The following is a 24,033-nucleotide window of genomic DNA, read 5'->3' as shown; positions in this document are numbered from 1 at the left end:
GCGCGCCAGGCGGTCTCAGGCGAGCGCGTGCGCGACGAGGCGCTCGAGGGTCCGCATGCCGTCGCGCGACAGGATGGACTCGAGGTGCCCCTGCACCGACGCGAAGCCCGCACCGCGGAGGGCGTAGACGTCGCCCGTCGACGGGTCCGCCGCGACCTCGACCTCGCCGACCGCGCCGCACCGCGTCTCGCTCGGCGTGAGCCGCGTGACGCCGGGGGTCACGCGGGCCGTGAAGGTGTTGTAGAAGCCGATCGATGCGCGCTCGCCGAACAGGTCGACATCGAGCTGGAGGCCCTGGTGGGGGCTCGCGAGCGTCCCGAGGCCGACGCCGATGCGGTCCGCGAGGATCTGGTGGCTCAGGCACACGGCGAGGAGGGGTCGGTGCTGCTCGAGTCGGCGCACGACGACCTCGCGCATGCGGGCGACGCGCGGGCTCTCGTCGTCGCGCGGATCGCCGGGGCCGGGGCCCGAGACCACGAGCTCCGCCGCGTCGAGGCGGGCGGGCTCGGCCTCGCTCCAGTGCACGATCTCCACGTCGAGGCCCAGGTGGCGCAGCTGGTGGGCGAGCATCGTCGTGAAGCGGTCCTCGGCGTCGACGACGACCGCGCGTCGGCCCGTGAACGGCGCCTGCCGGGCACCCGGCTCCTGCTCCTGCATCCAGAACGGCGCGAGGCGCGCGTTGCGGGAGGCCAGGAGCGTCGCGATGTCGGGGTCGTGGGCGAGGCGACGGGCGGGAGCCGGCTCGTCGTCGTCGGGCACGATCGTGATCGCGCGCGGGATGGCGCCGATCGCGCCGAGCACGCCGGCCGCCTTGCCGTGCGTCTCGCTGACCTCCCCGTACGGATCCGAGTGCCGCACGAGGGTCGCGCCGACCGGCACGCGGAGGCGGCCGTCCTCGAGATACGCGGTGCGGATGAGGATCGGGGCGTCGAGGTCGTGCCCGCCCTCGGCGTTCGGCGTGAACAGCGCGGCGACACCCGAGTAGTACCCGCGCGGCGACGCCTCGTGGCGGCGGATGACCGCGCACGCGTTCTGCATGGGGGAGCCCGTGACCGTCGGGGCGAACATCGTCTCCCGGAGGATCTCGCGCGGGTCCAGGCGCGAGCGCCCGCGCAGCACGTACTCCGTGTGCGTGAGGCGCGACATCTCCTTGAGATGCGGGCCCGTGATCCGGCCGCCGTCGCTGCAGACGGCGCTCATCATCTTGAGCTCCTCGTCGACGACCATGAAGAGCTCCTCGGTCTCCTTCGTCGACGAGAGGAACTCCGTCAGCGTCTCGACCGTCGCGCCGCCGGCCGGATGGCGGAAGGTGCCCGAGATCGGGTTCATCGTGACCACCCCGTCGCGCGCGCTGACGTGCGCCTCGGGGCTCGCCCCGACGGCCACGTGCCCGGGCGTGATGATCGCGAAGGTCCAGTACGCGCCGCGCTCGTGCTCGAGCAGCGCGCGGAACCAGGTCAGCGCGGCCACGCGCGGGTCGGCGTCGACGCCGGCCACGTAGTCGCGGCGGATGACGAAGTTGGCGCCCTCTCCGCGCCCGATCTCCTCGGAGATGACACGGCGGACGATCGCCGCGTACTCCGCGTCGTCGAGGTCGAATCCCGCGGCCGCGAGCGGGATGTGCTCGGCCGGCAGCGCGTCGACGGCGGCGTCGAGCGGGATGGCCGAGTGCGCGTCGACGGTGAGGCAGCGCAGCGGCGCGTCGTCGTCGTGCGCCTCGAAGCCGCGCTCGCGCACCTGGCGGAACGGCACGAGCGCGAGCACCTCGCGCGGGGTGCCGTCGGGCCCGGTCAGCGGGATGTCCGCGAGCAGCTCGACGTCGACGACCTCGCCCTCGAGCACCTCGACCGCGTCGCCGCCCTCTCGGACGATGAGCGCGAACGAGGCGCCGGGGTCGGCGGCGAGGCGGGCGATGAGGTCGGCCGTGGCGGGGGCAGCGGTCCCGGTCATGCGTGAAACTCCTCCTGGGCGAGGCTGCCCTCAGACAGAAAAGACCGCCCCATCCGGTTGAACTGGGCGGTCGAATTCGAGGTTCGCGAAGCACCGCCTATCGGGCGGGCCACCAGGTGCGGTTCGCGAACATGCGCCTGAAACTACCACAGGCGCGCGGAGCGTGCCGCGCGGTGCGTCGCTCCCGCCGCTCCGCTCGCCCGCCATCCAGCCCGCTTCCACCCGTGCGGCGTAACCTGGACCCGTGCCTGCAGTGAACATCGGTATGCCCCGCGTGCCCGAGACCCTCGCCCCGCGCCGCAAGTCGCGTCAGATCCGGGTCGGGAAGGTCCTCGTCGGCGGCGACGCCCCCGTCAGCGTGCAGTCCATGACGACGACGCCGACCACCGACATCAACGCGACGCTGCAGCAGATCGCCGAGCTCACGGCGTCGGGCTGCGAGATCGTCCGCGTCGCGGTGCCGAGCCAGGACGATGCGGATGTCCTCCACATCATCGCGAAGAAGAGCCAGATCCCGGTCATCGCGGACATCCACTTCCAGCCGAAGTACGTGTTCCAGGCGATCGACGCCGGTTGCGCGGCTGTCCGCGTCAACCCCGGCAACATCCGCAAGTTCGACGACCAGGTCGGCGCGATCGCGAAGGCCGCGCAGGCCGCCGGCGTCTCGCTCCGCATCGGCGTGAACGCGGGCTCGCTCGACCGCCGCCTGCTCGAGAAGTACGGCAAGGCGACGCCCGAGGCCCTCGTCGAGTCGGCGGTGTGGGAGGCGAGCCTGTTCGAGGAGCACGACTTCCACGACTTCAAGATCTCGGTCAAGCACAACGACCCGATCGTCATGGTGAAGGCGTACCGTCTGCTCGCCGAGCGCGGCGACTGGCCGCTGCACCTCGGTGTGACCGAGGCGGGCCCCGCCTTCCAGGGCACGATCAAGTCGGCCACGGCGTTCGGCATCCTCCTCGCGGAGGGCATCGGCGACACCATCCGCGTCTCGCTCTCGGCGCCGCCCGCCGAGGAGGTCAAGGTCGGCCACCAGATCCTGCAGTCGCTCAACCTGCGCGAGCGCAAGCTCGAGATCGTGTCCTGCCCGTCGTGCGGACGCGCCCAGGTCGACGTCTACTCGCTCGCCGACAGCGTCACCGAGGGGCTCAAGGACATGACGGTGCCGCTGCGCGTGGCGGTCATGGGGTGTGTCGTGAACGGGCCCGGCGAGGCGCGCGAGGCCGACCTCGGCGTCGCATCGGGCAACGGCAAGGGCCAGATCTTCGTCAAGGGCGAGGTCATCAAGACCGTGCCGGAGGCCGAGATCGTGCAGACGCTCATCGAGGAGGCGAACCGCATCGCCGACGCGATGGGCCCGGACGCCCCGCTCGGCACCGCGCAGGTCGTCACGGCGTAGCGCCGCGCGGCGCCGTGCCAGGATGGCGTCCGTGCCCCTCGACCGCATCGCCCTGATCTCCGACGTCCACGGCAATCTCACGGCGCTCGAGGCCGTGCTCGCCGACATCGCCGCGCGCGGCATCGGGCACATCGTCAACCTCGGCGACACGGCGGGCAAGGGCCCGCGCGGAAGCGCCGCCGTGGCGCGCGTGCAGGAGGCCTGCGCGGTCAACGTGCGGGGCAACTGGGACGACTTCCTCGACACCATCCCGGACGAGGGCCCCGCCGAGATGGTCTGGTGGCGCGACGAGCTCACGGCCGCGCAGCGCCTCTGGCTGCGCACGCTGCCGCTCCGCCACGATCTCGCGCTGAGCGGGCGCCGCATCCGCCTCTTCCACGCGTCGGCGGAGAGCCCGCACGTGCGCGTGCACTTCCACCACACGGCCGAGCAGTTCGACGGGATGTTCCGCGCCACCGAGATGACCGGACCGGGTGCGGCTCCCGACGTCGTCGGCTACGGCGACATCCACGACGCGTACATCGAGTCGGCCGACGGGCGCACGCTCTTCAACGTCGGCAGCGTGGGCAACCCGCTCGACGAGCCCACGCCGTCGTACGTCATCCTCGAGGGCGAGCTCGATGGGGAGCGCGGCGCCCCCTTCGGCGTCCAGTTCGTGCGCGTGCCGTACGACGTCGAAGCCGAGATCGCGGTCGCCCGGGAGCGCGCGATGCCCACGGCGGACGTGTGGGAGATCGAGCTGCGCACCGCCGTCTACCGCGGTCGCCAGACCGCCTGAGCGGCCTCAGCGCACGGCGGCGACGACGAGCTCGGCGAGCCGCTCCGGCTGCGTGAACTGCGGCCAGTGCCCCGAGCCGATGCGCACGACCTCGACGTCGGCGATGGCGCCGAACTCGTCCGCGAACGGCCCCCACTGCGCGAGCTCGGCGCGGAGGGCGTCCTCGTCCATCGACCCCATCAGGAGCGTGACCGGCACGTCGTGCCGTCGCGGATCCGAGAGCGCGATCTCGTCGGTCGGGACCCGGGCCGGCACGCTTCCGGTGAGCGCGGCCGTCCGCTCGCGCGTCTCCGCGTCGAGGTCGGCGGTCTCGGGCGCGTCGAAGAAGTCCCACCCCGGGAACGGCACGACGCCGCCCTCGACGGGGAACTCCGAGATGCCGAAGCCGGGCGCAGGCGGCACCGTGTCCACGAAGACCACGCGTGCCACGCGATCGGGCCGCGCATCGACCGCGCCCCAGGCCACGTTGCCGCCGCCCGAGTGGCCCACGAGGACCACCGGCTCGGCGGCGGCGTCGATCTCCGCGACGACCGCGTCGATCCAGTCGGCGAGGCCGATGTCGCCGGGATCGGGGTCCCCGACGCCGGGCATGGTGAGGGGGCGAGGGCGATGGCCGGCGGCCGTGAGCGCGTCGACGATCGGCCCCCAGGACCGTGCGTCGAGCCAGAGACCGGGAATGAGGAGGACGTCCATGCCCTCGACGCTAGCGGCGGCCTCCGACATGGCGGAAGGGGCGGCGCCGCGTTCTGCTTCAGGCGGATACGGGGCGGGCGATCAGGGCGCCGGGCGCCTCTCGCGAGACGCGCGCGGCGTCTCGCCGCGCGTCCTCGGCGACCCGCTCCAGCCATCCGCTCCGCCGCTGCGCGTCGGCATGGCGGACGTCGGTGAAGCGAGAGGCGCGCACCCGGCGGATGCCGCAGAAGCGCAGGGTCTGGGCGCGCAGCTGGCGCATCGCGGGGTCGCCCGTCGCCCACAGGAACCATCGCGGTGAGTCGCTCGTCATGATGACGCGCCCCGTGCGGCCGCGGAGGAGCCCCTCCGGGAGCCCGTTCGAGCGATACCGGTACGCGACGCGGGGCAGGAGCACGCGATCCAGGAAGCCCTTGAGGAGGGCCGGCGTCGATGCCCACCAGACCGGGGTCGCGACGACGACGTGGTCGGCGGCGAAGATCGCCTCGAGCGCGTCCTCGAGGTCGGGCTCGAGCGGCTGCTCGGCCCGGTAGCCCGCGCGCAGCACGGGATCGAAGTCGAGATCGCGCACCGCGAGCACGACCGCGTCGCCGTGCGCCTCCGCGTAGCGGCGGGCCAGGGCGGACACGAGGGAATCGGGCGACGGATGGCCGTCGATGACGAGAGCGGGCACGGCTCCTCCTGAGAAGTGGGCACTGTCCAGAATGTGGACACTGTCAGGATAGCTAGGATCTTGCGCGTGTCAACATCCGTCAGCAGGTACCACCATGGCGACCTCGGTCCCGCGCTGCTCGAGGCGGCGGACGCGCTCCTGTCCGAGCGCGGTGCGGCGGCGCTGAGCCTCCGTGAGGTCGCACGCCGGGCGGGTGTGAGCCACAACGCGCCGTATCACCACTTCGCCGACCGCCTCGCGCTCCTCAAGCGCCTCTCCGAGCGGCACATGGACGCTCTCCTCGACGCGCAGCGCCGCGCGGCGGAGGGGGAGCGCGATCCGCGCGCACGGCTCCGCGCGATCGCGTCGGCCTACGTCGGGTACGCGCGGGAGCATCCGCACGGCTTCGGCATCGTCTTCGACCCCGAGGTGTGCGTGCCCGGCCATCCGTCGGAGGCGATGGCACCGCTCATCCGCGCGAACGAGGAGCTGATCGCCGAGGTCGTCGCACAGGCCGCGCCGGCGCTCGACGCCCCGACCCGAGAGGCGGCCGTGGCCGGTGTCTGGGGCCTCGCCCACGGGCTCGCGACGCTCGTCGTCGCGGGGCACATCGACGCGGGGCAGGTCGACGCGGGCATCGACGGCGTCATCGCCCTCGCGAGCGCTTCCGCCTGAGTGCGAGGCGTCACGCGACGGACAGGACGACCTCTCCCGTCGCGATGTCGGTCGACTCGACGCGCACGCGGATGCGCGTGCCCGGCTCGACCGCCTCCCGCACCGTCGCCGTCACGAACGGGTCGGCGATCTGCACGCGGCGTCCGCCCTTCGTCTCGGCGAGGACGACCGCGTCCAGGATGTCGCCGATGCGCGCGTGCAGGACGGCCGCCTCGACGCGGTCGACGGCGCCGGACTCGAGACGAGACGCGAGGGCCGACGACCGGCGCATGATGTCGGGCAGCAGCGGCAGGGTGTCGACATCGGCATGCCCCGTGCAGGCGAGCAGCACGAAGCGATCGACGAGCCGCCGCAGGGGAGCGGTCGCATGCGCGTAGGGCGCGCCGATCGCGGCCTGGCCGGCATCCGCCGGGACCTCGTCGGGAGACGTGAACGCCGCGTAGTCCGCACCGCGGAAGAGCGCGCTCGCGGCCTGCAGGACCGCGGGCGTCGCGGGGTCGGCAGGGTCGAGCCGGCGCAGGTACTCGCCGTAGTCCACGGCGTCGTCCCAGGGGCGACCGAGGAGCGCGACGCGCCGCCGGAACTCCGCGAGCGACTCCTCGTCGGCCGGCGGCATCGTCCGCAGGATGCCGCGGCCCTCCCGCTGCATGATCGCGGCCGCGGCCATCCCCGTCATGAGGGAGATCTGCGCGTTCCAGTCCTCGACGGGAAGGGGCCTGCGCATCCGCAGCGTGTAGCCGTCCGGCCCGTCGACGATCTCCTCCTCGGGGGCGTTGAGGCTCGCTCCGCCGCGCGCGGCCTCCTGCGCGATCCGCAGGGGGCCGACCTCTGCAAGAAGCCGGAGCGTCTCCGGAGCCGAGCCGTCGTCGATCGCCCGCTGGGCCTCCTCGTACGTCCACTGGCGCCGTGATCGCACCCACGCGCGCTCGAGCGTCACGTCCTCGGGGCCGTGCGCTCCCTCGGCATCGAGCGCGAAGCGCCACACATAGGCGCGGCGGTCCTCGTCGGGCAGGAGCGACGCGGCCCCGTGCGACAGCGCCTCGGGATGGAGCGGGATGGAGCCGTCGGGTGCGTAGAGGGTCTGCCCGCGGCGCCGTGCCTCCGCGTCGATCGCCCCGCCGGGGCGCACGAACGCCGCGAGGTCGGCGATCGCGTAGTGGACGACGAAGCCGTCACCCGCGCGGGCGATGTGCATCGCCTGATCGAGATCGCGCGATCCCTCGGGATCGATCGTCAGGAACGCGAGGTCGCGCAGATCCGCGCGCTCGGCGTCCGAGCCGTCGACGGCGGCATCGCTCGCGGCGACCTCCTCCGCCTCGGCGACGACCTCGGCCGGGAACGAATCGGGCAGCTCGAGCGATCGCCGCAGCTCGGCGAGCGCCTCTCCGAGCGCGCTCTGGACGGCGGACGGCGACAGGCGGGTGTGACGTGCCGGCATGCCGTCAGCCTAGGGGTGCGCCCGCCGCGCGGGAGTCAGGCGAGCACGCGCGTGAGCTTCTCGGGGTTCGACACCCGGCGGATGCCCCGGATGGCGCCGCTCGCGTCGAACTCGAACGCGATGACGTCGACCTCCGCCCCGATCGCGAGCGACAGCCCGGGCTCCCCGTTGACCTCCGTGTGCGCGACGCGGGGCCGCACGCCCGCTGCGATCGCCTTGCCGAGGATGCCCGCGAGGAAGCGGGCGATGCGACGCGGGCCGAAGACGGGGTTGAGAGCGCTGCGGACGCGTCCTCCGCCGTCCGCCCACAGGATGGCGTCGTCGGCGAGCGACGCCACCACGGCTGCGATGTCGCCGCCCTCGATGGCCTCGACGACGCGGGCGAGCGCCTCACGCGAGGGAGGGGGCGGCGACGCGGCGCGATCTCCGTCGAGCTGGAGCCGGCGCTCGCCGCGGGAGATGAGCTGACGCACGGCCGCCGGCGAGCGCTCGAGCACGCGTCCGATCTCGACCGCGCTCATGCCGAACGCCCGATGGAGCACGACGGCCGCGCGCGCCTCGGGCGAGGGCTGCTCGGCGAGGTGCAGCACCGTGAGCGAGAGCATCTCGCGATCGGCGACGACGTCCTCGGGCAGGCGGTCGACCGCGACCGGCTCGGGGAGCCACGGGCCGGGGTACTCCTCCCGCTCCGCCGCGAGCTGCCGCAGTCGGTCGATCGAGCGCCGCACGCACGTCGTGGTGAGCCATGCGGGCCACGACCGCACGGGCGCGCCCCGCTCGGCGCGGACAGCCTCGAGCGCCACCTCGGAGACCACGTCCTCCGCGTGGCCGAAATCCCCGAGCATCCGATAGGCGATGCCGACGAGGCGGTCGCGCTCCTCGCGCCAGGCGAGAGCGGCCGCCGAGCGCGACGACAGGGCCTCCACGATGCTCAGGCTACGGGGTGGGCGGCGTCCACCGGCGGCTCCATCTCGGTCGCGATCGCGATCCGGTTCCAGACGTTGATCGTCGCGATCGCCAGCACGATGGCACCGAGCTGCCCGTCGTCGAAGTGCCGCGCCGCGGCATCCCAGACCTCGTCGTCGACCCCGTCGGGCCCGAGGCGGGTGACGGCGTCGGTGAGGGCGAGCACCGCCGTCTCGCGCTCGTCGAACAGGGAGCGCGCATGACGCCACGCGGCGACCGCGTGCAGCCTGCGCTGCGAGATCCCGCGCCGGGCTCCGTCGGTCGCGTGCATGTCCACGCAGAATCCGCATCCGTTCAGGACGGATGCCCGCAGCTTGATGAGCTCGTAGAGCTCGGCGTCCACGGTCGAGCGCACATAGCCCTCGAGGCCGATCACCGCGGCATAGCCGAGCTTGTTGGTCTTCGCGATCGCGATGCGCGTCATGGGGGTCCTCCTCCGGTCGGTGTCGACGGCGGATGGCCGTCCATCCATACCGTCGGAGCGCGTGCGCGAAGTGTGACAGGGGCGCCGCCGGCGTGTCGGAGCGGCGAGGACGCGGGCCTAGACTTGTCGCTCGTGGTCACCCGTCTGTCGCAACTCTTCGTCCGCACGCTCCGAGAAGACCCTGCCGAGGCAGAGGTCGCGAGCCACCGCCTGCTCGTCAGGGCCGGCTACATCCGCCGTCAGGCGGCCGGCATCTTCGCGTGGCTCCCGCTCGGCCTGCGGGTGAAGGCGCGGATCGAGCAGATCATCCGCGAGGAGATGACGGCGGCCGGTGCGCAGGAGGTGCACTTCCCGGCGCTCATGCCGCGTGAGCCCTATCAGGCCACGGGCCGCTGGGACGAGTACGGCGACCTCCTCTTCCGTCTGCAGGACCGCAAGGGCGGCGACTACCTCCTCGCGCCGACGCACGAGGAGGCGTTCACGCTCCTCGTCAAGGACCTCTACTCGTCGTACAAGGACCTTCCGCTCACGATCTACCAGATCCAGGACAAGTACCGCGACGAGGCTCGGCCGCGCGCCGGCCTCCTGCGCGGACGCGAGTTCACGATGAAGGACGCGTACTCGTTCGACCACACCGACGAGGGCCTCGACCGCTCGTACCAGGCGCAGCGCGACGCGTACGAGCGCATCTTCCAGCGCCTCGGACTCGAGTACGCGATCGTGCAGGCCGACGCCGGGGCGATGGGTGGGTCGCGCTCCGAGGAGTTCCTCCACCCGACGCCCGTCGGCGAGGACACCTTCGTCCGCAGCGAGGGCGGCTACGCGGCCAACGTCGAGGCGTACACGACGACGGCGCCCGAGCCCGTCCCGTTCGACGGCCTCCCCGAGCCCGTCGTCTTCGACTCGCCCGGCACGACGACCATCCAGACCCTCGTCGCGCACGCGAACGACGTGCTCGAGGGGGAGTGGACCGCGGCCGACACGCTCAAGAACGTCGTGCTCGCGCTCACCCATCTGGACGGCACGCGCGAGCTCGTCGTGGTGGGCATCCCCGGCGACCGCGACATCGACGACAAGCGCGTCGAGGTCGCCTTCGCGCCCGCCGAGGTCGAGCCAGCGACGGACGCCGACTTCGAGGCGAACCCGCTTCTCGTCCGCGGGTTCATCGGACCCTGGAGCGCGACCGGGCCCATCCTCGGCGAGGAGTCGGCCACGGGCATCCGCTATCTCCTCGACCCCCGCGTCGTCGACGGCACGCGCTGGATCACGGGCGCGAACCAGGCCGACCGCCACGTGCACGGGCTCGTCGCCGGGCGCGACTTCACGGCGGACGGCTTCGTCGAGGCCGCGACCGTGCGCGACGGAGACCCCGCTCCGGATGGCTCGGGCCCCGTGACGCTCGCGCGCGGCATGGAGATCGGCCACGTCTTCCAGCTCGGCCGGAAGTACGCGGAGGCGCTCGGCCTCAAGGTGCTCGACGAGAACGGCAAGCTCGTGACCGTCACGATGGGCTCGTACGGCATCGGCGTCACGCGCATCCTCGCGATCATCGCCGAGCTCTCGCACGACGACAGGGGCCTCATCTGGCCCGAGTCGGTCGCGCCGTTCGACGTGCACGTCGTGGCCACGGGCAAGGGAGACGAGGCGTTCGCGCTCGCCGAGCGGCTCGTCGCCGACCTCGAGTCGGCCCGCCTCGACGTGCTCTACGACGACCGTCCGAAGGTGTCGCCGGGGGTCAAGTTCGGCGACGCCGAGCTCATCGGCGTGCCGAAGCTCGTCGTCGTCGGGCGCGGTGCGGCCGACGGGATGGTCGAGCTGTGGGACCGTCGGACGGGCGACCGCGAGGTGGTCCCGTTCGCCGACGCGGTGGCGCGCCTGACCGCCTGACGCGCCGCACGGCGCTTGGCCCGCGCCCGCGGCCCGCTCCCAGCGTGGGCGCGGCTCGATCCGGTATCGTTGCGGAGATGTCGGCGAGACGTGTGCCGATGAGAGCTGAATACGGAGGACGCTGTGGATATCGATCTCGGATTGCTGCGAACGGTCGAGCGCGAGAAGGAGATCCCGTTCGACGAACTCGTTCGGATCATCGAGCAGGCCGTCCTCACGGCATACGGCAAGCACGTCTCCCAGAGCGGCGAGATCCCCGAGGGCGCACGCGCGCACCTCGACCGCAAGACCGGCCACGTCGCGATCCTCGTCCCCGTGCGGGATGAGGAGGGCGCGATCATCGGCGAGGAGGAGACGACTCCCGAGGACTTCGGCCGCATCGCCGCCTACGCGGCCAAGCAGGTCATCAGCCAGCGCCTGCGCGACCTGGCCGACGACGCCGTGCTCGGCGAGTTCCGCGGCAAGGAGGGCGACATCGTCGCGGGCGTCGTGCAGCAGGGGCCCAACCCGCGCATGATCCACGTCGACCTCGGCACGGTCGAGGCCATCCTGCCGCCCGAGGAGCAGGTGCCCGGCGAGGAGTACTCGCACGGATCTCGCCTGCGCGTCTACGTCACGAGCGTCGCGAAGGGCCTCAAGGGCCCGCAGATCACCGTGTCGCGCACGCACCCCGGTCTCGTCCGCAAGCTCTTCGCGCTCGAGGTCCCCGAGATCGCGAACGGGCTCGTCGAGATCACCTCGCTCGCCCGCGAGGCGGGGCACCGCACGAAGATCGCCGTGCGCGCGAACGACCCGTCGATCAACGCGAAGGGCGCCTGCATCGGCGAGCTGGGCCGCCGCGTCCGCGCCGTGACGGAGGAGCTCAGCGGGGAGAAGATCGACATCGTCGACCACGATGACGACCTCCCGAAGTTCGTCGCGAACGCGCTGTCTCCCGCCAAGGTGACGAGCAGCTTCGTGCTCGACGCGACGACGAAGGCCGTTCGCGCGCTCGTGCCCGACTACCAGCTGTCGCTCGCGATCGGCAAGGAGGGGCAGAACGCCCGTCTCGCCGCCAAGCTCACGGGCGCCAAGATCGACATCCAGCCCGACAGCATCCTCGAGCAGGGCTGAGCCGGCCCGATCGAAAGGGCCGTCGCGACACGCGCGACGGCCATCCGCGATGCCGAGGTGTAGGATGGAACCCGTACGGACGTGCGTCGCCTGTCGCATGCGCGCTCCCCGAGCCGCCCTTCTCAGGGTGGTCGTCATCGATTCCGAGCTCGTCCCCGATGAGCGCGCTGTCATGCCGGGCCGGGGGGCGTGGGTCCATCCGACGCCCGAGTGCATCGGAACCGCACTCACACGCCGCGCCTTCGTACGAGCACTGCGCGTGCCGGGCCCGCTCGACACGCAGACCTTCGAGAAATGGCTGAGCAGCTATGGAAATCAAGTGAACGGCTCGAAATGAGACCCGTCCGCCTTTAGAGGTCTGCCCTGTCCGGGGCAGGCCGCCCCAGACAGGAGAATTGTGGCAAAACCACGCGTACATGAGATCGCCGCGGAGCTGGGTGTCGACAGCAAGGTCGCGCTCGCGAAGCTCAAGGAGCTCGGCGAGTTCGTGAAGAGCCCGTCGTCGACGGTCGAACCGCCCGTCGCGCGCAAGCTGCGCGCCGCGCTCGAGTCGGAGGCCGCCGCGAAGCCCGCGGACGCCCCCGCCGACGCGAAGCCCGCGGCCCGCAAGCCCGCACCCGCGCGCCCCGGCGCGCCGCGCCCCGGCGCACCCAAGCCCGGTCCCGCGCGTCCGGCCGAGAAGCCGGCCGCCGAGGCGCCCGCTGCACCGAAGCCCGCACCCGCGAAGCCCGCTGCCAAGCCGGCTCCCGCGGCCCCGCAGGCCGAGAAGCCGGCCGCTGGCGAGGCGCCCGCCGCGCCGAAGCCCGAGGCCGCCGCTCCCGCGGCGCCCGGCGCACCGACCCCCGGGCCCCGTCCCGGCGGCCCGCGTCCCGGCAACAACCCGTTCGCGTCGCAGCAGGGCATGGGCAAGCGTCCGGGCGGTCCGCGTCCCGGCAACAACCCGTTCGCGTCGGCGCAGGGCATGGGCCAGCGCCCGACGCCCGGCAACATCCCCCGTCCGCCGAAGCCGCAGGCTCCGCGCCCGGGTGCACCGCGCCCCGGCGCGCCGCGCCCTGGTCGTCCCGGTGGCGGCGCCGGTCGTCCCGGTGCTCCGTTCCAGCAGCGTCCGGGCGGCGCGGGTCGTCCCGGCGGCCCCGGTGCCGGCGGCGGCTTCCGTCCCGGCGGCGCACCCGGCGGTGGCGGCTTCGCCGGCCGTCCCGGTCCCGGCGGCCGCGGTCGTGGCGGCACGGCCGGCGCGTTCGGCAAGGGCGGCGGCAAGTCCAAGCAGCGCAAGTCGCGTCGGGCGAAGCGTCAAGAGTTCGAGATGCGGGAGGCGCCGATCGTCGGCGGCGTCAAGGTCCCGCGCGGCGACGGCAACACCGTCATCCGGATGCGCCGCGGCGCATCGATCTCCGACTTCGCCGACAAGATCGAGTCGATCACCGGCATGAGCGTCCAGCCGGGCAACCTCGTCACGGTGCTGTTCCACCTCGGTGAGATGGCGACCGCGACCGAGTCGCTCGACGAGGCCACGTTCGAGGTGCTGGGCTCCGAGCTCGGCTACAAGATCCAGATCGTCTCGCCCGAGGACGAGGACAAGGAGCTCCTCGAGGGCTTCGGCCTCGACCTCGAGAAGGAGGAGCTCGAGGAGGATGACGCCGACCTCGAGATCCGTCCCCCGGTGGTCACGGTCATGGGTCACGTCGACCACGGAAAGACGCGACTGCTCGACGCCATCCGCAAGACGAACGTCGTCGCGGGCGAGGCCGGCGGCATCACGCAGCACATCGGCGCGTACCAGGTGTGGACCGAGCACGAGGGCTTCGAGCGCGCGATCACCTTCATCGACACCCCGGGTCACGAGGCCTTCACGGCCATGCGCGCCCGCGGTGCCGAGGTGACCGACATCGCGATCCTCGTGGTCGCGGCCGACGACGGCATCATGCCGCAGACGGTCGAGGCCCTGAACCACGCGCAGGCGGCCGGCGTGCCGATCGTCGTCGCGGTCAACAAGGTCGACAAGCCCGAGGCGAACCCGGCCAAGGTGCGCCAGCAGCTGACCGAGTACGGTCTCGTGGCTGAGGAGTACGGCGGCGACGTCATGTTCGTCGACGTCTCCGCGCGTCAGAACATCGGCATCCAGGACCTCCTGGACGCCGTCCTCCTCACGGCGGACGCGGGTCTCGACCTGCGTGCGAACCCGAACAAGGCGGCGCGCGGTGTCGCGATCGAGGCGAAGCTCGACAAGGGCCGCGGCTCGGTGGCGACCGTGCTCGTCCAGGCGGGGACGCTGCGCGTCGGCGACCCGATCGTCGCCGGCACGGCGTACGGCCGCGTCCGCGCGATGATCGACGAGAACGGCGACGCCGTCACCGAGGCCGCTCCCTCGCGGCCCGTGCAGGTGCAGGGTCTCAGCTCGGTTCCCCGGGCCGGCGACACCTTCATCGTCACGGACGACGACCGCACGGCGCGTCAGATCGCCGAGAAGCGCGAGGCCGTCGAGCGCAACGCCCAGCTGGCCAAGGCCCGCAAGCGCATGTCGCTCGAGGAGTTCACGCGTGCGCTCGAAGAGGGCAAGGTCGAGTCGCTCAACCTCATCATCAAGGGCGACGTCGCCGGTGCCGTCGAGGCGCTGGAGGAGTCGCTGCTCAAGATCGAGGTCGACGAGAGCGTCCAGCTGCGGATCATCCACCGCGGTGTCGGCGCGATCACGGAGTCCGACGTCAACCTGGCCACGATCGACAACGCGATCGTGATCGGCTTCAACGTCCGCCCCGACGCCAAGGCCCGAGAGGCCGCAGCTCGCGAGGGCGTGGACGTCCGGTTCTACTCGGTCATCTACAACGCGATCGACGATGTCGAGCAGTCGCTCAAGGGCATGCTCAAGCCGGAGTATGAGGAGGTCCAGTCGGGCGTCGCGGAGATCCGCGAGGTCTTCCGCTCCTCCAAGTTCGGCAACATCGCGGGTGTCATCGTCCGCTCCGGCACGATCACGCGCAACGCCAAGGCGCGCGTCATCCGCGAGGGCGTGGTCATCGCGGACGGCCTGGCGATCGAGTCGCTGCGCCGCTTCAAGGACGACGTCACCGAGGTCCGCACGGACTTCGAGGCGGGCATCGGCCTCGGCAAGTACAACGACATCCAGGTCGGCGACGAGATCGAGACGACCGAGATGGTCGAGAAGCCGCGCGGCTGACGCGGATCTCACCCACCGGCCCTGTCGGGCGGCTCCGGCCGCTCGGCAGGGCCGTCTCATCCAAGGAGGACAACATGGCCGGACAGGAACGTCAGGCGCGGCTCGCGGATCGCATCCGCGTCATCCTCGCCGAGCGCCTCGAGAAGGGCCTGCGCGATCCGCGGCTCGGCTTCGTGACGATCACGGACGTGCGCGTGTCGGGTGACCTGCAGCACGCGTCGGTCTTCTACACGGTGTATGGCTCCGACGAGGAGCGCGTCGCGAGCGGCGCGGCCCTCAAGGCCGCCACCGGCATGCTCCGCCGCGAGGTCGGGAAGCAGCTCAACACGCGGCTCACGCCGTCGCTCGAGTTCATCCCCGATGCGCTGCCGGAGACGGCCGACCACCTCACCGCGCTCCTGCGCGAGGCGCGCGAGCGCGACGAGGCGGTCGCCGGGCTCGCCGCTGGCGCGCAGTGGGCGGCGGGGGAGGACCCCTACGTCAAGCCGCGCGAGACGGCGGACGAAGACGACGCCTGAGCCTCACCGAGGCAGGCGCAGCAGCTCTCCGTCGGTCTCCACGAGGCCGTCGGACAGGAGCGAGAGGATGGCCCGGTCGCGCTGAGCGCGGTCGGGCCATTCCGCGATCACGGCGTCCTGCGGGGCGCCATCCGGGCCGGCCTCGCGGAGCCGGCGCAGCACGGCGCCGCGGGCCTGACGGTCGCTGCCCTCGTACCGGGCCTGCCGTCGCCGCGTGTCCGGCGTCTCGGGCCGCCCCGCCGCCAGCCACGCGCACGACGCGCGGACCGGGCACTCGTCGCATCGCGGGGCGCGCGCCGTGCACACGACCTGACCGAGCTCCATCGCCGCGGCGTTCATCGCCGCTGCCTCGGCCGGGGTCTCCGGCAGGAGCGCGGTCATCGCCTCGAGGTCGCGGCGGTGGGGAGGACCCGGCTGCGCGCGGCCGTCCACGGCGCGCGCGATGACGCGCCGGGTGTTCGTGTCGACGACGGGATGGCGGTCGCCGTACGCGAAGACCGCGACGGCCCGCGCCGTGTAGTCCCCGATGCCCGTGAGCGCGAGGAGCGCGTCCACGTCACGCGGGACGACGCCCTCGTGGCGGTCGCGGATCTCGACCGCGGCGCGGTGCAGCCAGAGTGCGCGGCGCGGGTAGCCGAGGTTCGCCCACTGCCGCACGGCCTCGGCCGGAGCGTCGTCGGCGAGCGCGGTCGGCGTCGGCCAGCGCTCGAGCCATGCCTCGAGGTGCGGGATCACGCGCGCGACCGGCGTCTGCTGGAGCATGAACTCGCTCACGAGCGTGCCCCAGGCCCCGTACCCCGGGCGGCGCCACGGCAGATCGCGCGCGTGCGCGCGGAACCACGGCACGAGCCTGTCGGCGAGGTCGAGGGAGGGCATCGTCTCAGCCTAGGACGTGCGCCTCCGCGCCCCGTGCGCACCCGTTCAGGTGCTTCGCATCGGGGCGCGACCGAAGCGTTATCGGACGGCGTCCTAACCGTTACCGACCCCGCCGATCCGGGCACTACCGTCGAAGAGGGGCAGCTGAGAGGAGATCATCATGATGCGCATCCGAGCGGGAATCGCTCTGACCGGTGTGCTGGCGCTCGCGATGGCCGGCTGCGCTTCCGAGGGAGATCCGGCCGACACCGCGGAGCCGACGTCGGCCTCGCCGAGCGAGAGCGCGTCGCCCTCGCAGACGCCGAGCACGCCGCCGCCCACCCCCACGACGCCCGGGCAGGACGCCGAGGACCCGGCCGACCCCGCCACGTGGGAGATCGAGGACGGCGAGCTCGGCCCGATCGAGCTCGGCGACGACTTCGACGAGGTCGTGGCGTCGCTGCCCGGCGACTGGGTGAACGACGACAGCTGCGCGTGGGTGGCGTACTGGAGCGCACCCGACGGCACATACCTCGTGTCGTTCCAGCGCGACGCCGAGGGCGCCGGTCCCGTCATCGCCGCGACCGTCGAGTCGCTGAGCGACCGGTCGGGGATCGGCCCGCGCACCGAGGACGGCCTCGGTGTGGGCGCGACGCGCGAGGACGTCCTCGCGGTGCACCCCGACGCCGTCGAGGTCGACTCGCCGATCGAGGGCATCTCGTTCCTGCGGATCGACGACGACGATGCGTCGGACGGATCGGTGTTCTTCCAGTACGCGGACGGACAGGACGGGGCGACCCGGGTGGCGGTCACGACGCTCGAGACCCCCGCGTACGAGGCCTGCGCCTGACCCGTCCGCGGGGCACTCGGCAGACGCAATACGCTGGAGGGATGGCGTCACGCGTTCCCCAGGCCGGAGGCATCCTGCTCGTCGACAAACCGGGAGGCGTGACGAGCCATGACGTGGTCGCGCGCTCACGGCGCGCCTTCGGAACCCGGAGGATCGGCCACGCCGGAACGCTCGACCCGATGGCGACGGGGCTCCTCGTCCTCGGGATCGAGGGGTCGACGCGCCTGCTGACGTATCTCGTGGGCCTCGACAAGACCTATACCGCGACCATCCGGCTCGGGCAGTCCACGACGACCGACGACGCCGAGGGCGAGGTCACCGCATCCGTCTCGCCGGAGGCCCTCGCTGCCGTCGCGGACGCCGACATCGCGCGCGGCGTCGCCGCGCTGACCGGCCCGATCTCGCAGGTGCCGAGCGCGGTGTCCGCGATCAAGGTCGACGGACGCCGAGCGTACGACCGGGTGCGGGCGGGCGAGGAGGTCGAGCTCGCGGCGCGCGAGGTCACGATCTCGCGCTTCGAGATCGTCGCCGTGCGCCGATCCGAGGGGGCGATCGATCTCGACGTCGCCGTGGACTGCTCGTCGGGAACGTACATCCGCGCCCTCGCGCGCGACCTCGGTGCCGCGCTCGGGGTCGGCGGGCACCTCACCGCGCTGCGTCGCACGCACGTCGGGCCGTTCGACGTCGCCGACGCGGCCGCCGTCGACGACCGGCTCGCCGACGCGCCCCTCCTTCCGCCCGCCGACGTGGCCGCCAGGGTCCTCGGCCGCTTCGACGCGACCCTCGACGAGGCGCGGGACCTGCGCCACGGCAAGCGGCTCGCCGGCGCGGCCGCACGCGTCCCCGGCGCTCTCGCTGCCGCCATCGATCCGGATGGCGCGCTCATCGGGATCGTCGAGAAGCGCGGATCCGCCCTCAAGAGCGCCATGAACATGCCGGAGCCTCAGGGAGGCGCCGCATGATCGCGTGGTTCACGATCGCGCAGGTCGCCGTCGCGAGCCTCGCGGGCGCGCTGTGCGTCATCCTCGGACTCGCCGGACGGCGCCCGAGCGACCTCTCCGTGGGCGCCATGGCTCTCGTGCAGGTGCTCCTCGTCGTGCAGATCGTCATCGCGATCATCGCGCCGCTCGCAGGCAACCCGCCTACGGGCGACCTGCTCGAGTTCTGGACCTACCTCGTGTCGGCCGCGCTCCTTCCCGTCGCGGGCGTCGTGTGGGCCTTCATCGACCGCACCCGATGGAGCGTCGTCGTCATGGGGGTGCTCGGGCTCGCCGTCGCGGTGATGGTGTACCGCATGCACGTGATCTGGACGATCCAGGTGGCCTGACCGCGCTCTCGCGCGGCCCGCGCGCAGGTGCGCCGCCTAAAATGGAGCCGTTATGACAGAGCCAGCGCGCACCCGCCGGATGACCGGCGTGGGCATCGTCCTCGTGTTCGTGTACGGCGTGATGGCGCTGGCCGCCACCGGGCGGTCGTTCGTGCAGATCGTGCGCGCGTTCGACGAGGCGCCGGTGGCCTACACCCTGTCGGCGGCGTCCGCCGTCGTGTACATCCTCGCGACTCTCGCGCTGATGTTCTCGAAGAGCGACGCGTGGTACCGCGTCGCGTGGGTGTCGGTGATCTTCGAGCTCGCGGGCGTCATCATCGTGGGCTCCCTGAGCATCGCGCTTCCCGCCCTGTTCCAGCACCCGACCGTGTGGTCGCTCTACGGAAGCGGATACGTCTGGATCCCGCTCGTGCTGCCGTTCTTCGGCATCTGGTGGCTCGCGACGCACCGCCCCGCCCGCTCGCGGCAGGCCGCGGAGGTCGCCCGATGATGCTCTTCAGCGACGCGGGCGAGGTGCCGGAGGGCTTCGGACCCTCCGTCGTCGCGATCGGCAAGTTCGACGGCGTGCACGCGGGGCACCGCGCGCTCATCGAGCGGATGCTCGTCGATGCCGCAGGCACGGACGCCCGCACGGTGGCCGTCACGTTCGATCGGAACCCGCTCGCGCTCATCGCGCCGGCCCGCTGCCCGCAGCCGCTCGTGAGCGTGCAGCAGAAGGTCGACCTCCTCGAGCGCACGGGCGTCGACGCGACGCTGCTGCTCGCGTTCGACGAGCAGCTCGCGGCGGAGCCCGCGGAGAGCTTCGTCGAGCGCGTGCTCGTCGGCGCGCTGCGCGCGCAGCGGGTCCTCGTGGGGAGCGACTTCCGCTTCGGGCGCGGGGGAGCGGGCGACGCCGCGCTGCTCGAGCGGATGGGGGCCGAGCACGGGTTCTCGGTCGAGATCATGCCCGACATCGCCAGCTCGGGCGACGGGCGCCGCGTGTCGTCGTCGTGGATCCGCGAGCTCCTCGACGCGGGCGACGTCGAGCGCGCCGCGAAGCTGCTCGGTCGCCGGCACGCCGTGCGCGGCGAGATCGTGCACGGGCTCAAGCGCGGGCGCGAGCTGGGCTTCCCGACGGCGAACCTCGCGCAGGACGCCGAGGGGTTCATCCCCGCCGACGGCGTGTACGCGGGATGGCTGGTCGTCCCGCGCGGAGAGCTCGGCTCGGTCGTGCGGTACCCCGCGGCGATCTCGGTCGGCACGAACCCGACCTTCGACGACGTCGTGCAGCGCCAGGTCGAGGCCTACGTGCTCGACGAGGACGACCTCGACCTCTACGGACTGAGGGTCGAGGTGCAGTTCGCGGCGCGCATCCGCGGGATGGTCGCGTTCGAGGGCATCGAGAAGCTCGTCGTCCAGATGACCGACGACGTCGCGCGCGTGCGCGAGGTCCTCGCAGGCGGCTGACGCTCAGTACGAGGTGGAGTCCTCGGCGCCCGTGGCGACGCCTCCCGCGGCGCGCGCCCGCAGCTCGCCGAGGATCGTCGCGCTCGCGCTCGTCCCGAGGCGGGTCGCGCCGGCTTCGAGCATCGCGATCGCCGCGTCCAGCCCGCGGACGCCGCCGGACGCCTTCACCTGGACGGCGGGGGAGACGCTGCGGCGCATGAGCTCGACGTGCGGCACCGTGGCGCCGCCGCCCGCGAAGCCCGTCGACGTCTTGACGAACGTCGCGCCGCCGGCCTCCGTGAGCCGGCTGCCGCGCGCGATCTGCTCCTCGTCGAGGAGGCTCGTCTCCAGGATGACCTTCGTGACGAGGCCATCTGCGGCGTCGACGACGGCGCGGATGTCCGCCTCGACCCGCTCGTCCTCGCCGCCGCGCAGGGCGCCGATGTGCACGACCATGTCGAACTCGGTCGCCCCGTCCTCGCGCGCCTGACGCAGCTCGGCGACCTTGGCGGCGGTCGACGTCGTGCCGTGCGGGAAGCCGATCACGGTGCCGACCGCGACGCCAGAGCCCTCGAGCCGGCGCACGGCGTACGCGACGTCGGACGGGCGCACGCACACGCTGAACACCTTCCACTCGGCAGCGATGTCGAGTTCGCGATCGACGTCGGCGCGCGTGAAGTCGGGCTTGAGGATCGCGTGGTCGATGGCGGCGGCGACAGCCGCCTCGGTGAGCTCGATGGCCATGCGCCCAGCCTACCTTCGCCTGCCGGGCCGCCGCCCGAGGCCGGTGCGGCGCGATTGCATCACGATCGGCGTGCGTCGTCGCCCGCGCGCCATCCGCTCGGATAGCGTCGAGAGCATGATGCGCCGTGCACTCGCCCCTGTCCTCGCAGCGGGCGTCCTCCTCTCTCTCGCAGGATGCGCGAGCAGCGTCGGCACCGGCCAGGGCGCGGAGCCCGATCCGACGCCGTCCGCGACCTCCACTCCGACGACCGCGCCGACGACATCCGTGCCCACCACCGCGCCCGGCGTGTTCACGATGCCTGCCTCATGCGAGCAGGCGTGGTCGCGCGAGGCGCTCTCGATCCTCAGCGAGGAGGCCGGCGCGCTGAACGACCCGGGTCTCACGATGCTCTCGACCGAGGTGGTCCCCGCGCTCGAGGTGCTCGACGCCGTCGAGCCGCTGCGCTGCACGTGGGGGCTCGCGAGCGAGGTCGGCATCGCGACGACCCTCGCCGCCGTCGACGAGGCCCAGACCGAGACCATCCGCGCCGCGCTGCTCGCCGAGGGCTTCACGTGCGAGGAGCGCGAGGTCGTCACTCGCTGCGAGCTCGAGACGGAGCTGACCGGGGAGGTGCCCGGTGCGACCGGCGAGGTGCACGTGCTCGGCGGCGGCGGGTGGGCTGCGACGCACTGGCTGAACGCCGACTTCGAGCCCCAGTACACCGACGACCTCATCGCGACGCTCTGGATGTGACCGCGCCTGGTGGGATCCGGCGCGTGATGGCGTAGAATGCCCGTGAGGCTTCCGCTCATCCGTTCGACGCGACAGCGCCGGAGGAGCGGGCCGCGTCACCGGACGCCGGAGTGCGCGCGCTGTTCGGTCGCCGTCCGTCGATCCAGGCGGTCGGCGCCGCCGCAGTCCGGCAGGGCGTGACGCACGCACGACTTCGACCGGCCAGGCACCAGCGGCCGCCGGCAGCGACGCTCAGGAGGAGCATGCCGACCACGGCACCCGCGCGACAGCGCAAGAAGTCCTCGTCCGCACGACGCGACGACGAGGCCCCGATCATCCCGATCCTCGCGCGCAAGGTGCGCGAGATCGAGGCCAAGGCGCAGCGCAACAAGCTCGGCCCGACCAACCGGGTCAAGTTCCAGGTGATCGCGTTCCTCGTGCGCGAGGAGCGCGCCCGCGTCAAGGCCGACGACGCGCTCTCCGACGCCGCGCGCGCCGAGCTGCTCAAGCGGCTCGACGGCGTCGCGACCATCCTCGCGAAGACCGCGGCACGCGACACGTCCCTCATCCAGCTCCTCGAGGCCGACCACGCGACGTCTCCCGTCGCGCGCCGGATGCGCCGTGACTGGCTGCTCGAGTCGGGTGCGGAGCTGCCGCCCGAGGAGCTCGTCATCACCGACGAGAAGCCCGCGCTGCCCGCGACGGTCGTCGCGCCCGTCGTGTCCGAGCGCGCCGTGACGCCGCCGCAGATCGAGGCGCGCCGCGAGGCGAACCCCTTCCTCGCGCCTGACCTCTCGCGCGTGCCCGCCGGCCCGACGCCGCGTCGACGGCTCGATGGCTGGGAGCTCATGGGGCCGCTCTACAAGGCGTTCGAGCTGGGCGCCGGCGGCGGGGCCGCCACGATGCCCCTCCCGCCCGTGCCCGAGTTCGACCGGCTCTCGCCCAAGGGGCTCGAGATCATGCCGCATCAGTCCCGGTTCCTCGAGGCGGTGCGCGCGGGGCACCGCGAGTTCCTCCTCGCCGACGAGCCCGGTCTCGGGAAGACGGCCGAGTCGGTGCTCGCGGCGTCGGTCGCCGAGGCGTACCCGCTCGTGGTGGTCGTGCCCAACGTCGTCAAGATGAACTGGGCGCGCGAGGTGGAGCGATGGACGCCGCAGCGGCGCGCGACGGTCATCAACGGCGACGGGCAGGACGTCGACGCCTTCGCCGACGTCTTCATCGTGAACTACGAGATCCTCGACCGGCACATCGGATGGCTCGCGACGCTCGGGCTGCGGGGGATGGTCGTCGACGAGGCCCACTTCATCAAGAACCTGTCGTCGCAGCGCTCGCAGAACGTGCTCGCGCTGTCGCAGAGCATCCGCGAGTCGACGCCCGGCGGCAAGCCGCTCCTCCTCGCCCTCACCGGCACGCCGCTCATCAACGACGTCGAGGACTTCGACGCGATCTGGCGCTTCCTCGGGTGGACGAACGGCGAGAAGCCCGGTCCGGAGCTCATGGAGAAGCTCGACGCGACGGGGCTCACCCCGGCCGACAAGGCGTTCTACCCCGAGGCGCGCGAGGCCGTCATCTCGATGGGCATCGTGCGACGTCGCAAGAAGGATGTCGCGGCCGACCTGCCCGACAAGCTCATCGCCGATCTGCCGGTGCAGCTCGACGACGAGTTCGGGCGCAGCATCCGCGCCGCCGAGCGCGAGCTCGGGGAGCGCCTCGCCGCTCGCTACCGCCGGATCATCGAGGCGCGCGGCGAGCGCGGGCTCGAGGCGGGCGAGATCGACGACGACATCGTGCGCCTCGTCGCGCAGGGCGAGCTCGACGAGTCGAAGGCCGCGGGCACAAGCGGCGACAACGTGTTCGCGATGGTGCGGCGGATCGGCCAGGCGAAGGCCCTCCTCGCGGCGGACTACGCCGCGCAGCTGCAGCGCTCGGTCGGCAAGGTCGTCTTCTTCGCCAAGCACATCGACGTCATGGACCAGGCGGAGGCGCACTTCGCCGCGGCAGGCATCAAGGCGGTCTCGGTGCGCGGAGAGCAGACCGGCGCCGTGCGCCAGGCGGCGATCGACGCGTTCAACAACGATCCCGAGGTCGGCATCGCGGTCTGCTCGCTGACGGCTGCGGGCGTGGGCGTGAACATGCAGGTCTCGTCGAACGTCGTGCTCGCGGAGCTGAGCTGGACGGCCGCCGAGCAGACGCAGGCGATCGACCGCGTCCACCGCATCGGGCAGGACGAGCCGGTGACCGCGTGGCGGATCATCGCCGCGCACACGATCGACACGAAGATCGCCGAGCTCATCGACCGCAAGCAGGGTCTGGCGGGCCGCGCGCTCGACGGCGAGGCCTTCGACGAGACGTCGAGCGACTCGGTCCAGCTGGCCGCGCTCATGCACCTGCTCCGCCAGGCTCTGGGCGACGACTAGGCTCCCACCGCAGACGGCGCCCGGGAGGGGAAAGGACACCC

Annotated in this window: 23 protein-coding genes; 15 read left to right on the top strand and 8 right to left on the bottom strand. The window is 72.5% G+C overall.

Annotation, left to right across the window (positions count from 1 at the left end; genetic code table 11):
* Positions 1 to 15 precede the first annotated feature (15 nt).
* Positions 16 to 1,950, bottom strand: a complete 1,935-nt coding sequence (locus GC092_RS11405; protein ID WP_324012013.1) for a chorismate-binding protein — start codon at positions 1,948 to 1,950, stop codon at positions 16 to 18.
* Positions 1,951 to 2,194: 244 nt separating this feature from the next.
* Here GC092_RS11405 and ispG point away from each other — a divergent pair, with 244 nt between their 5' ends.
* Together ispG and GC092_RS11395 are read left to right on the top strand one after the other, a co-directional pair.
* Positions 2,195 to 3,346: a flavodoxin-dependent (E)-4-hydroxy-3-methylbut-2-enyl-diphosphate synthase gene (gene ispG / locus GC092_RS11400; RefSeq protein ID WP_271172211.1), complete on the top strand. Its 1,152-nt coding sequence runs from the start codon at positions 2,195 to 2,197 to the stop codon at positions 3,344 to 3,346.
* 22 nt (positions 3,347 to 3,368) lie between these two features.
* A complete protein-coding gene (locus GC092_RS11395; protein ID WP_324012012.1) occupies positions 3,369 to 4,124 on the top strand; it encodes a metallophosphoesterase family protein in 756 nt (251 codons plus the stop codon).
* A gap of 6 nt (positions 4,125 to 4,130) precedes the next feature.
* Here the strand turns inward: GC092_RS11395 and GC092_RS11390 are convergent, their stop codons facing one another.
* The gene (locus GC092_RS11390; protein WP_324012010.1) at positions 4,131 to 4,817 is read right to left on the bottom strand and encodes an alpha/beta fold hydrolase; all 687 of its coding nucleotides are present in this window, start codon (positions 4,815 to 4,817) and stop codon (positions 4,131 to 4,133) included.
* A 58-nt stretch (positions 4,818 to 4,875) separates the two neighbouring features.
* Positions 4,876 to 5,487: an NAD(P)H-dependent oxidoreductase gene (locus GC092_RS11385; protein WP_324012008.1), complete on the bottom strand. Its 612-nt coding sequence runs from the start codon at positions 5,485 to 5,487 to the stop codon at positions 4,876 to 4,878.
* Positions 5,488 to 5,553: 66 nt separating this feature from the next.
* Here GC092_RS11385 and GC092_RS11380 point away from each other — a divergent pair, with 66 nt between their 5' ends.
* Complete coding sequence (locus GC092_RS11380) at positions 5,554 to 6,141, top strand: TetR/AcrR family transcriptional regulator (protein ID WP_324012007.1); 588 nt, start codon at positions 5,554 to 5,556, stop codon at positions 6,139 to 6,141.
* Between the two features lie 10 nt (positions 6,142 to 6,151).
* Here the strand turns inward: GC092_RS11380 and GC092_RS11375 are convergent, their stop codons facing one another.
* From GC092_RS11375 to GC092_RS11365, 3 genes are read right to left on the bottom strand one after another with little or no spacing between them, the layout of a single operon-like run.
* A complete protein-coding gene (locus GC092_RS11375) occupies positions 6,152 to 7,579 on the bottom strand; it encodes an RNB domain-containing ribonuclease (RefSeq protein ID WP_324012005.1) in 1,428 nt (475 codons plus the stop codon).
* A gap of 35 nt (positions 7,580 to 7,614) precedes the next feature.
* Entirely contained in the window at positions 7,615 to 8,505 is an 891-nt protein-coding gene (locus tag GC092_RS11370) for a sigma factor (protein WP_324012004.1), read from the bottom strand.
* 5 nt (positions 8,506 to 8,510) lie between these two features.
* Complete coding sequence (locus GC092_RS11365; RefSeq protein ID WP_282978092.1) at positions 8,511 to 8,969, bottom strand: carboxymuconolactone decarboxylase family protein; 459 nt, start codon at positions 8,967 to 8,969, stop codon at positions 8,511 to 8,513.
* A gap of 132 nt (positions 8,970 to 9,101) precedes the next feature.
* Between GC092_RS11365 and GC092_RS11360 the strand changes: the two genes are divergently transcribed.
* The 5 genes from GC092_RS11360 (at position 9,102) to rbfA (ending at position 15,662) form a co-directional block, all read left to right on the top strand.
* Positions 9,102 to 10,856: a proline--tRNA ligase gene (locus GC092_RS11360; protein WP_282978091.1), complete on the top strand. Its 1,755-nt coding sequence runs from the start codon at positions 9,102 to 9,104 to the stop codon at positions 10,854 to 10,856.
* A gap of 123 nt (positions 10,857 to 10,979) precedes the next feature.
* Positions 10,980 to 11,969: a transcription termination factor NusA gene (nusA, locus tag GC092_RS11355; RefSeq protein ID WP_324012002.1), complete on the top strand. Its 990-nt coding sequence runs from the start codon at positions 10,980 to 10,982 to the stop codon at positions 11,967 to 11,969.
* A 49-nt stretch (positions 11,970 to 12,018) separates the two neighbouring features.
* The gene (locus GC092_RS11350) at positions 12,019 to 12,306 is read left to right on the top strand and encodes a YlxR family protein (protein ID WP_309299957.1); all 288 of its coding nucleotides are present in this window, start codon (positions 12,019 to 12,021) and stop codon (positions 12,304 to 12,306) included.
* Positions 12,307 to 12,366: 60 nt separating this feature from the next.
* Positions 12,367 to 15,144 carry a translation initiation factor IF-2 gene (infB, locus tag GC092_RS11345; RefSeq protein ID WP_324011997.1) on the top strand — a complete coding sequence of 926 codons (2,778 nt, stop codon included), beginning with the start codon at positions 12,367 to 12,369 and terminating at the stop codon, positions 15,142 to 15,144.
* A gap of 74 nt (positions 15,145 to 15,218) precedes the next feature.
* Entirely contained in the window at positions 15,219 to 15,662 is a 444-nt protein-coding gene (rbfA, locus tag GC092_RS11340; RefSeq protein WP_271174195.1) for a 30S ribosome-binding factor RbfA, read from the top strand.
* Between the two features lie 3 nt (positions 15,663 to 15,665).
* Here rbfA and GC092_RS11335 read toward each other — a convergent pair whose 3' ends face one another.
* Positions 15,666 to 16,538, bottom strand: coding sequence for an iron-sulfur binding domain-containing protein (locus GC092_RS11335; RefSeq protein WP_324011995.1), 873 nt, complete (start codon positions 16,536 to 16,538; stop codon positions 15,666 to 15,668).
* A 160-nt stretch (positions 16,539 to 16,698) separates the two neighbouring features.
* Here GC092_RS11335 and GC092_RS11330 point away from each other — a divergent pair, with 160 nt between their 5' ends.
* The 5 genes from GC092_RS11330 to GC092_RS11310 are packed head-to-tail and all read left to right on the top strand — an operon-like array spanning position 16,699 to position 20,140.
* Positions 16,699 to 17,367 (top strand): hypothetical protein, encoded by a 669-nt coding sequence (locus GC092_RS11330; protein WP_271174197.1) that lies wholly within the window; start codon positions 16,699 to 16,701, stop codon positions 17,365 to 17,367.
* 41 nt (positions 17,368 to 17,408) lie between these two features.
* Positions 17,409 to 18,329, top strand: a complete 921-nt coding sequence (gene truB / locus GC092_RS11325; RefSeq protein WP_324011993.1) for a tRNA pseudouridine(55) synthase TruB — start codon at positions 17,409 to 17,411, stop codon at positions 18,327 to 18,329.
* Positions 18,326 to 18,694, top strand: coding sequence for a hypothetical protein (locus GC092_RS11320; protein ID WP_271174199.1), 369 nt, complete (start codon positions 18,326 to 18,328; stop codon positions 18,692 to 18,694). The genes truB and GC092_RS11320 overlap by 4 nt, the downstream gene beginning before the upstream one ends.
* A gap of 52 nt (positions 18,695 to 18,746) precedes the next feature.
* The gene (locus tag GC092_RS11315; RefSeq protein WP_324011991.1) at positions 18,747 to 19,184 is read left to right on the top strand and encodes a hypothetical protein; all 438 of its coding nucleotides are present in this window, start codon (positions 18,747 to 18,749) and stop codon (positions 19,182 to 19,184) included.
* Complete coding sequence (locus GC092_RS11310) at positions 19,181 to 20,140, top strand: bifunctional riboflavin kinase/FAD synthetase (protein ID WP_324011989.1); 960 nt, start codon at positions 19,181 to 19,183, stop codon at positions 20,138 to 20,140. The genes GC092_RS11315 and GC092_RS11310 overlap by 4 nt, the downstream gene beginning before the upstream one ends.
* A gap of 3 nt (positions 20,141 to 20,143) precedes the next feature.
* Here GC092_RS11310 and deoC read toward each other — a convergent pair whose 3' ends face one another.
* Positions 20,144 to 20,863, bottom strand: a complete 720-nt coding sequence (deoC, locus tag GC092_RS11305; RefSeq protein ID WP_324011987.1) for a deoxyribose-phosphate aldolase — start codon at positions 20,861 to 20,863, stop codon at positions 20,144 to 20,146.
* Between the two features lie 115 nt (positions 20,864 to 20,978).
* Here deoC and GC092_RS11300 point away from each other — a divergent pair, with 115 nt between their 5' ends.
* On the top strand, positions 20,979 to 21,596 hold the full coding sequence (locus GC092_RS11300) for a hypothetical protein (RefSeq protein ID WP_324011984.1): 618 nt from the start codon (positions 20,979 to 20,981) through the stop codon (positions 21,594 to 21,596).
* A 242-nt stretch (positions 21,597 to 21,838) separates the two neighbouring features.
* The gene (locus tag GC092_RS11295; protein WP_271174204.1) at positions 21,839 to 23,992 is read left to right on the top strand and encodes a DEAD/DEAH box helicase; all 2,154 of its coding nucleotides are present in this window, start codon (positions 21,839 to 21,841) and stop codon (positions 23,990 to 23,992) included.
* Positions 23,993 to 24,033: the final 41 nt, after the last annotated feature.

The organism is Microbacterium sp. JZ37 (genome assembly GCF_035188445.1).
Lineage (GTDB): Bacteria > Actinomycetota > Actinomycetes > Actinomycetales > Microbacteriaceae > Microbacterium > Microbacterium barkeri.
Note: the sequence above shows the minus strand (reverse complement) of the source record. Positions and strands in the feature narration are given on the sequence as shown.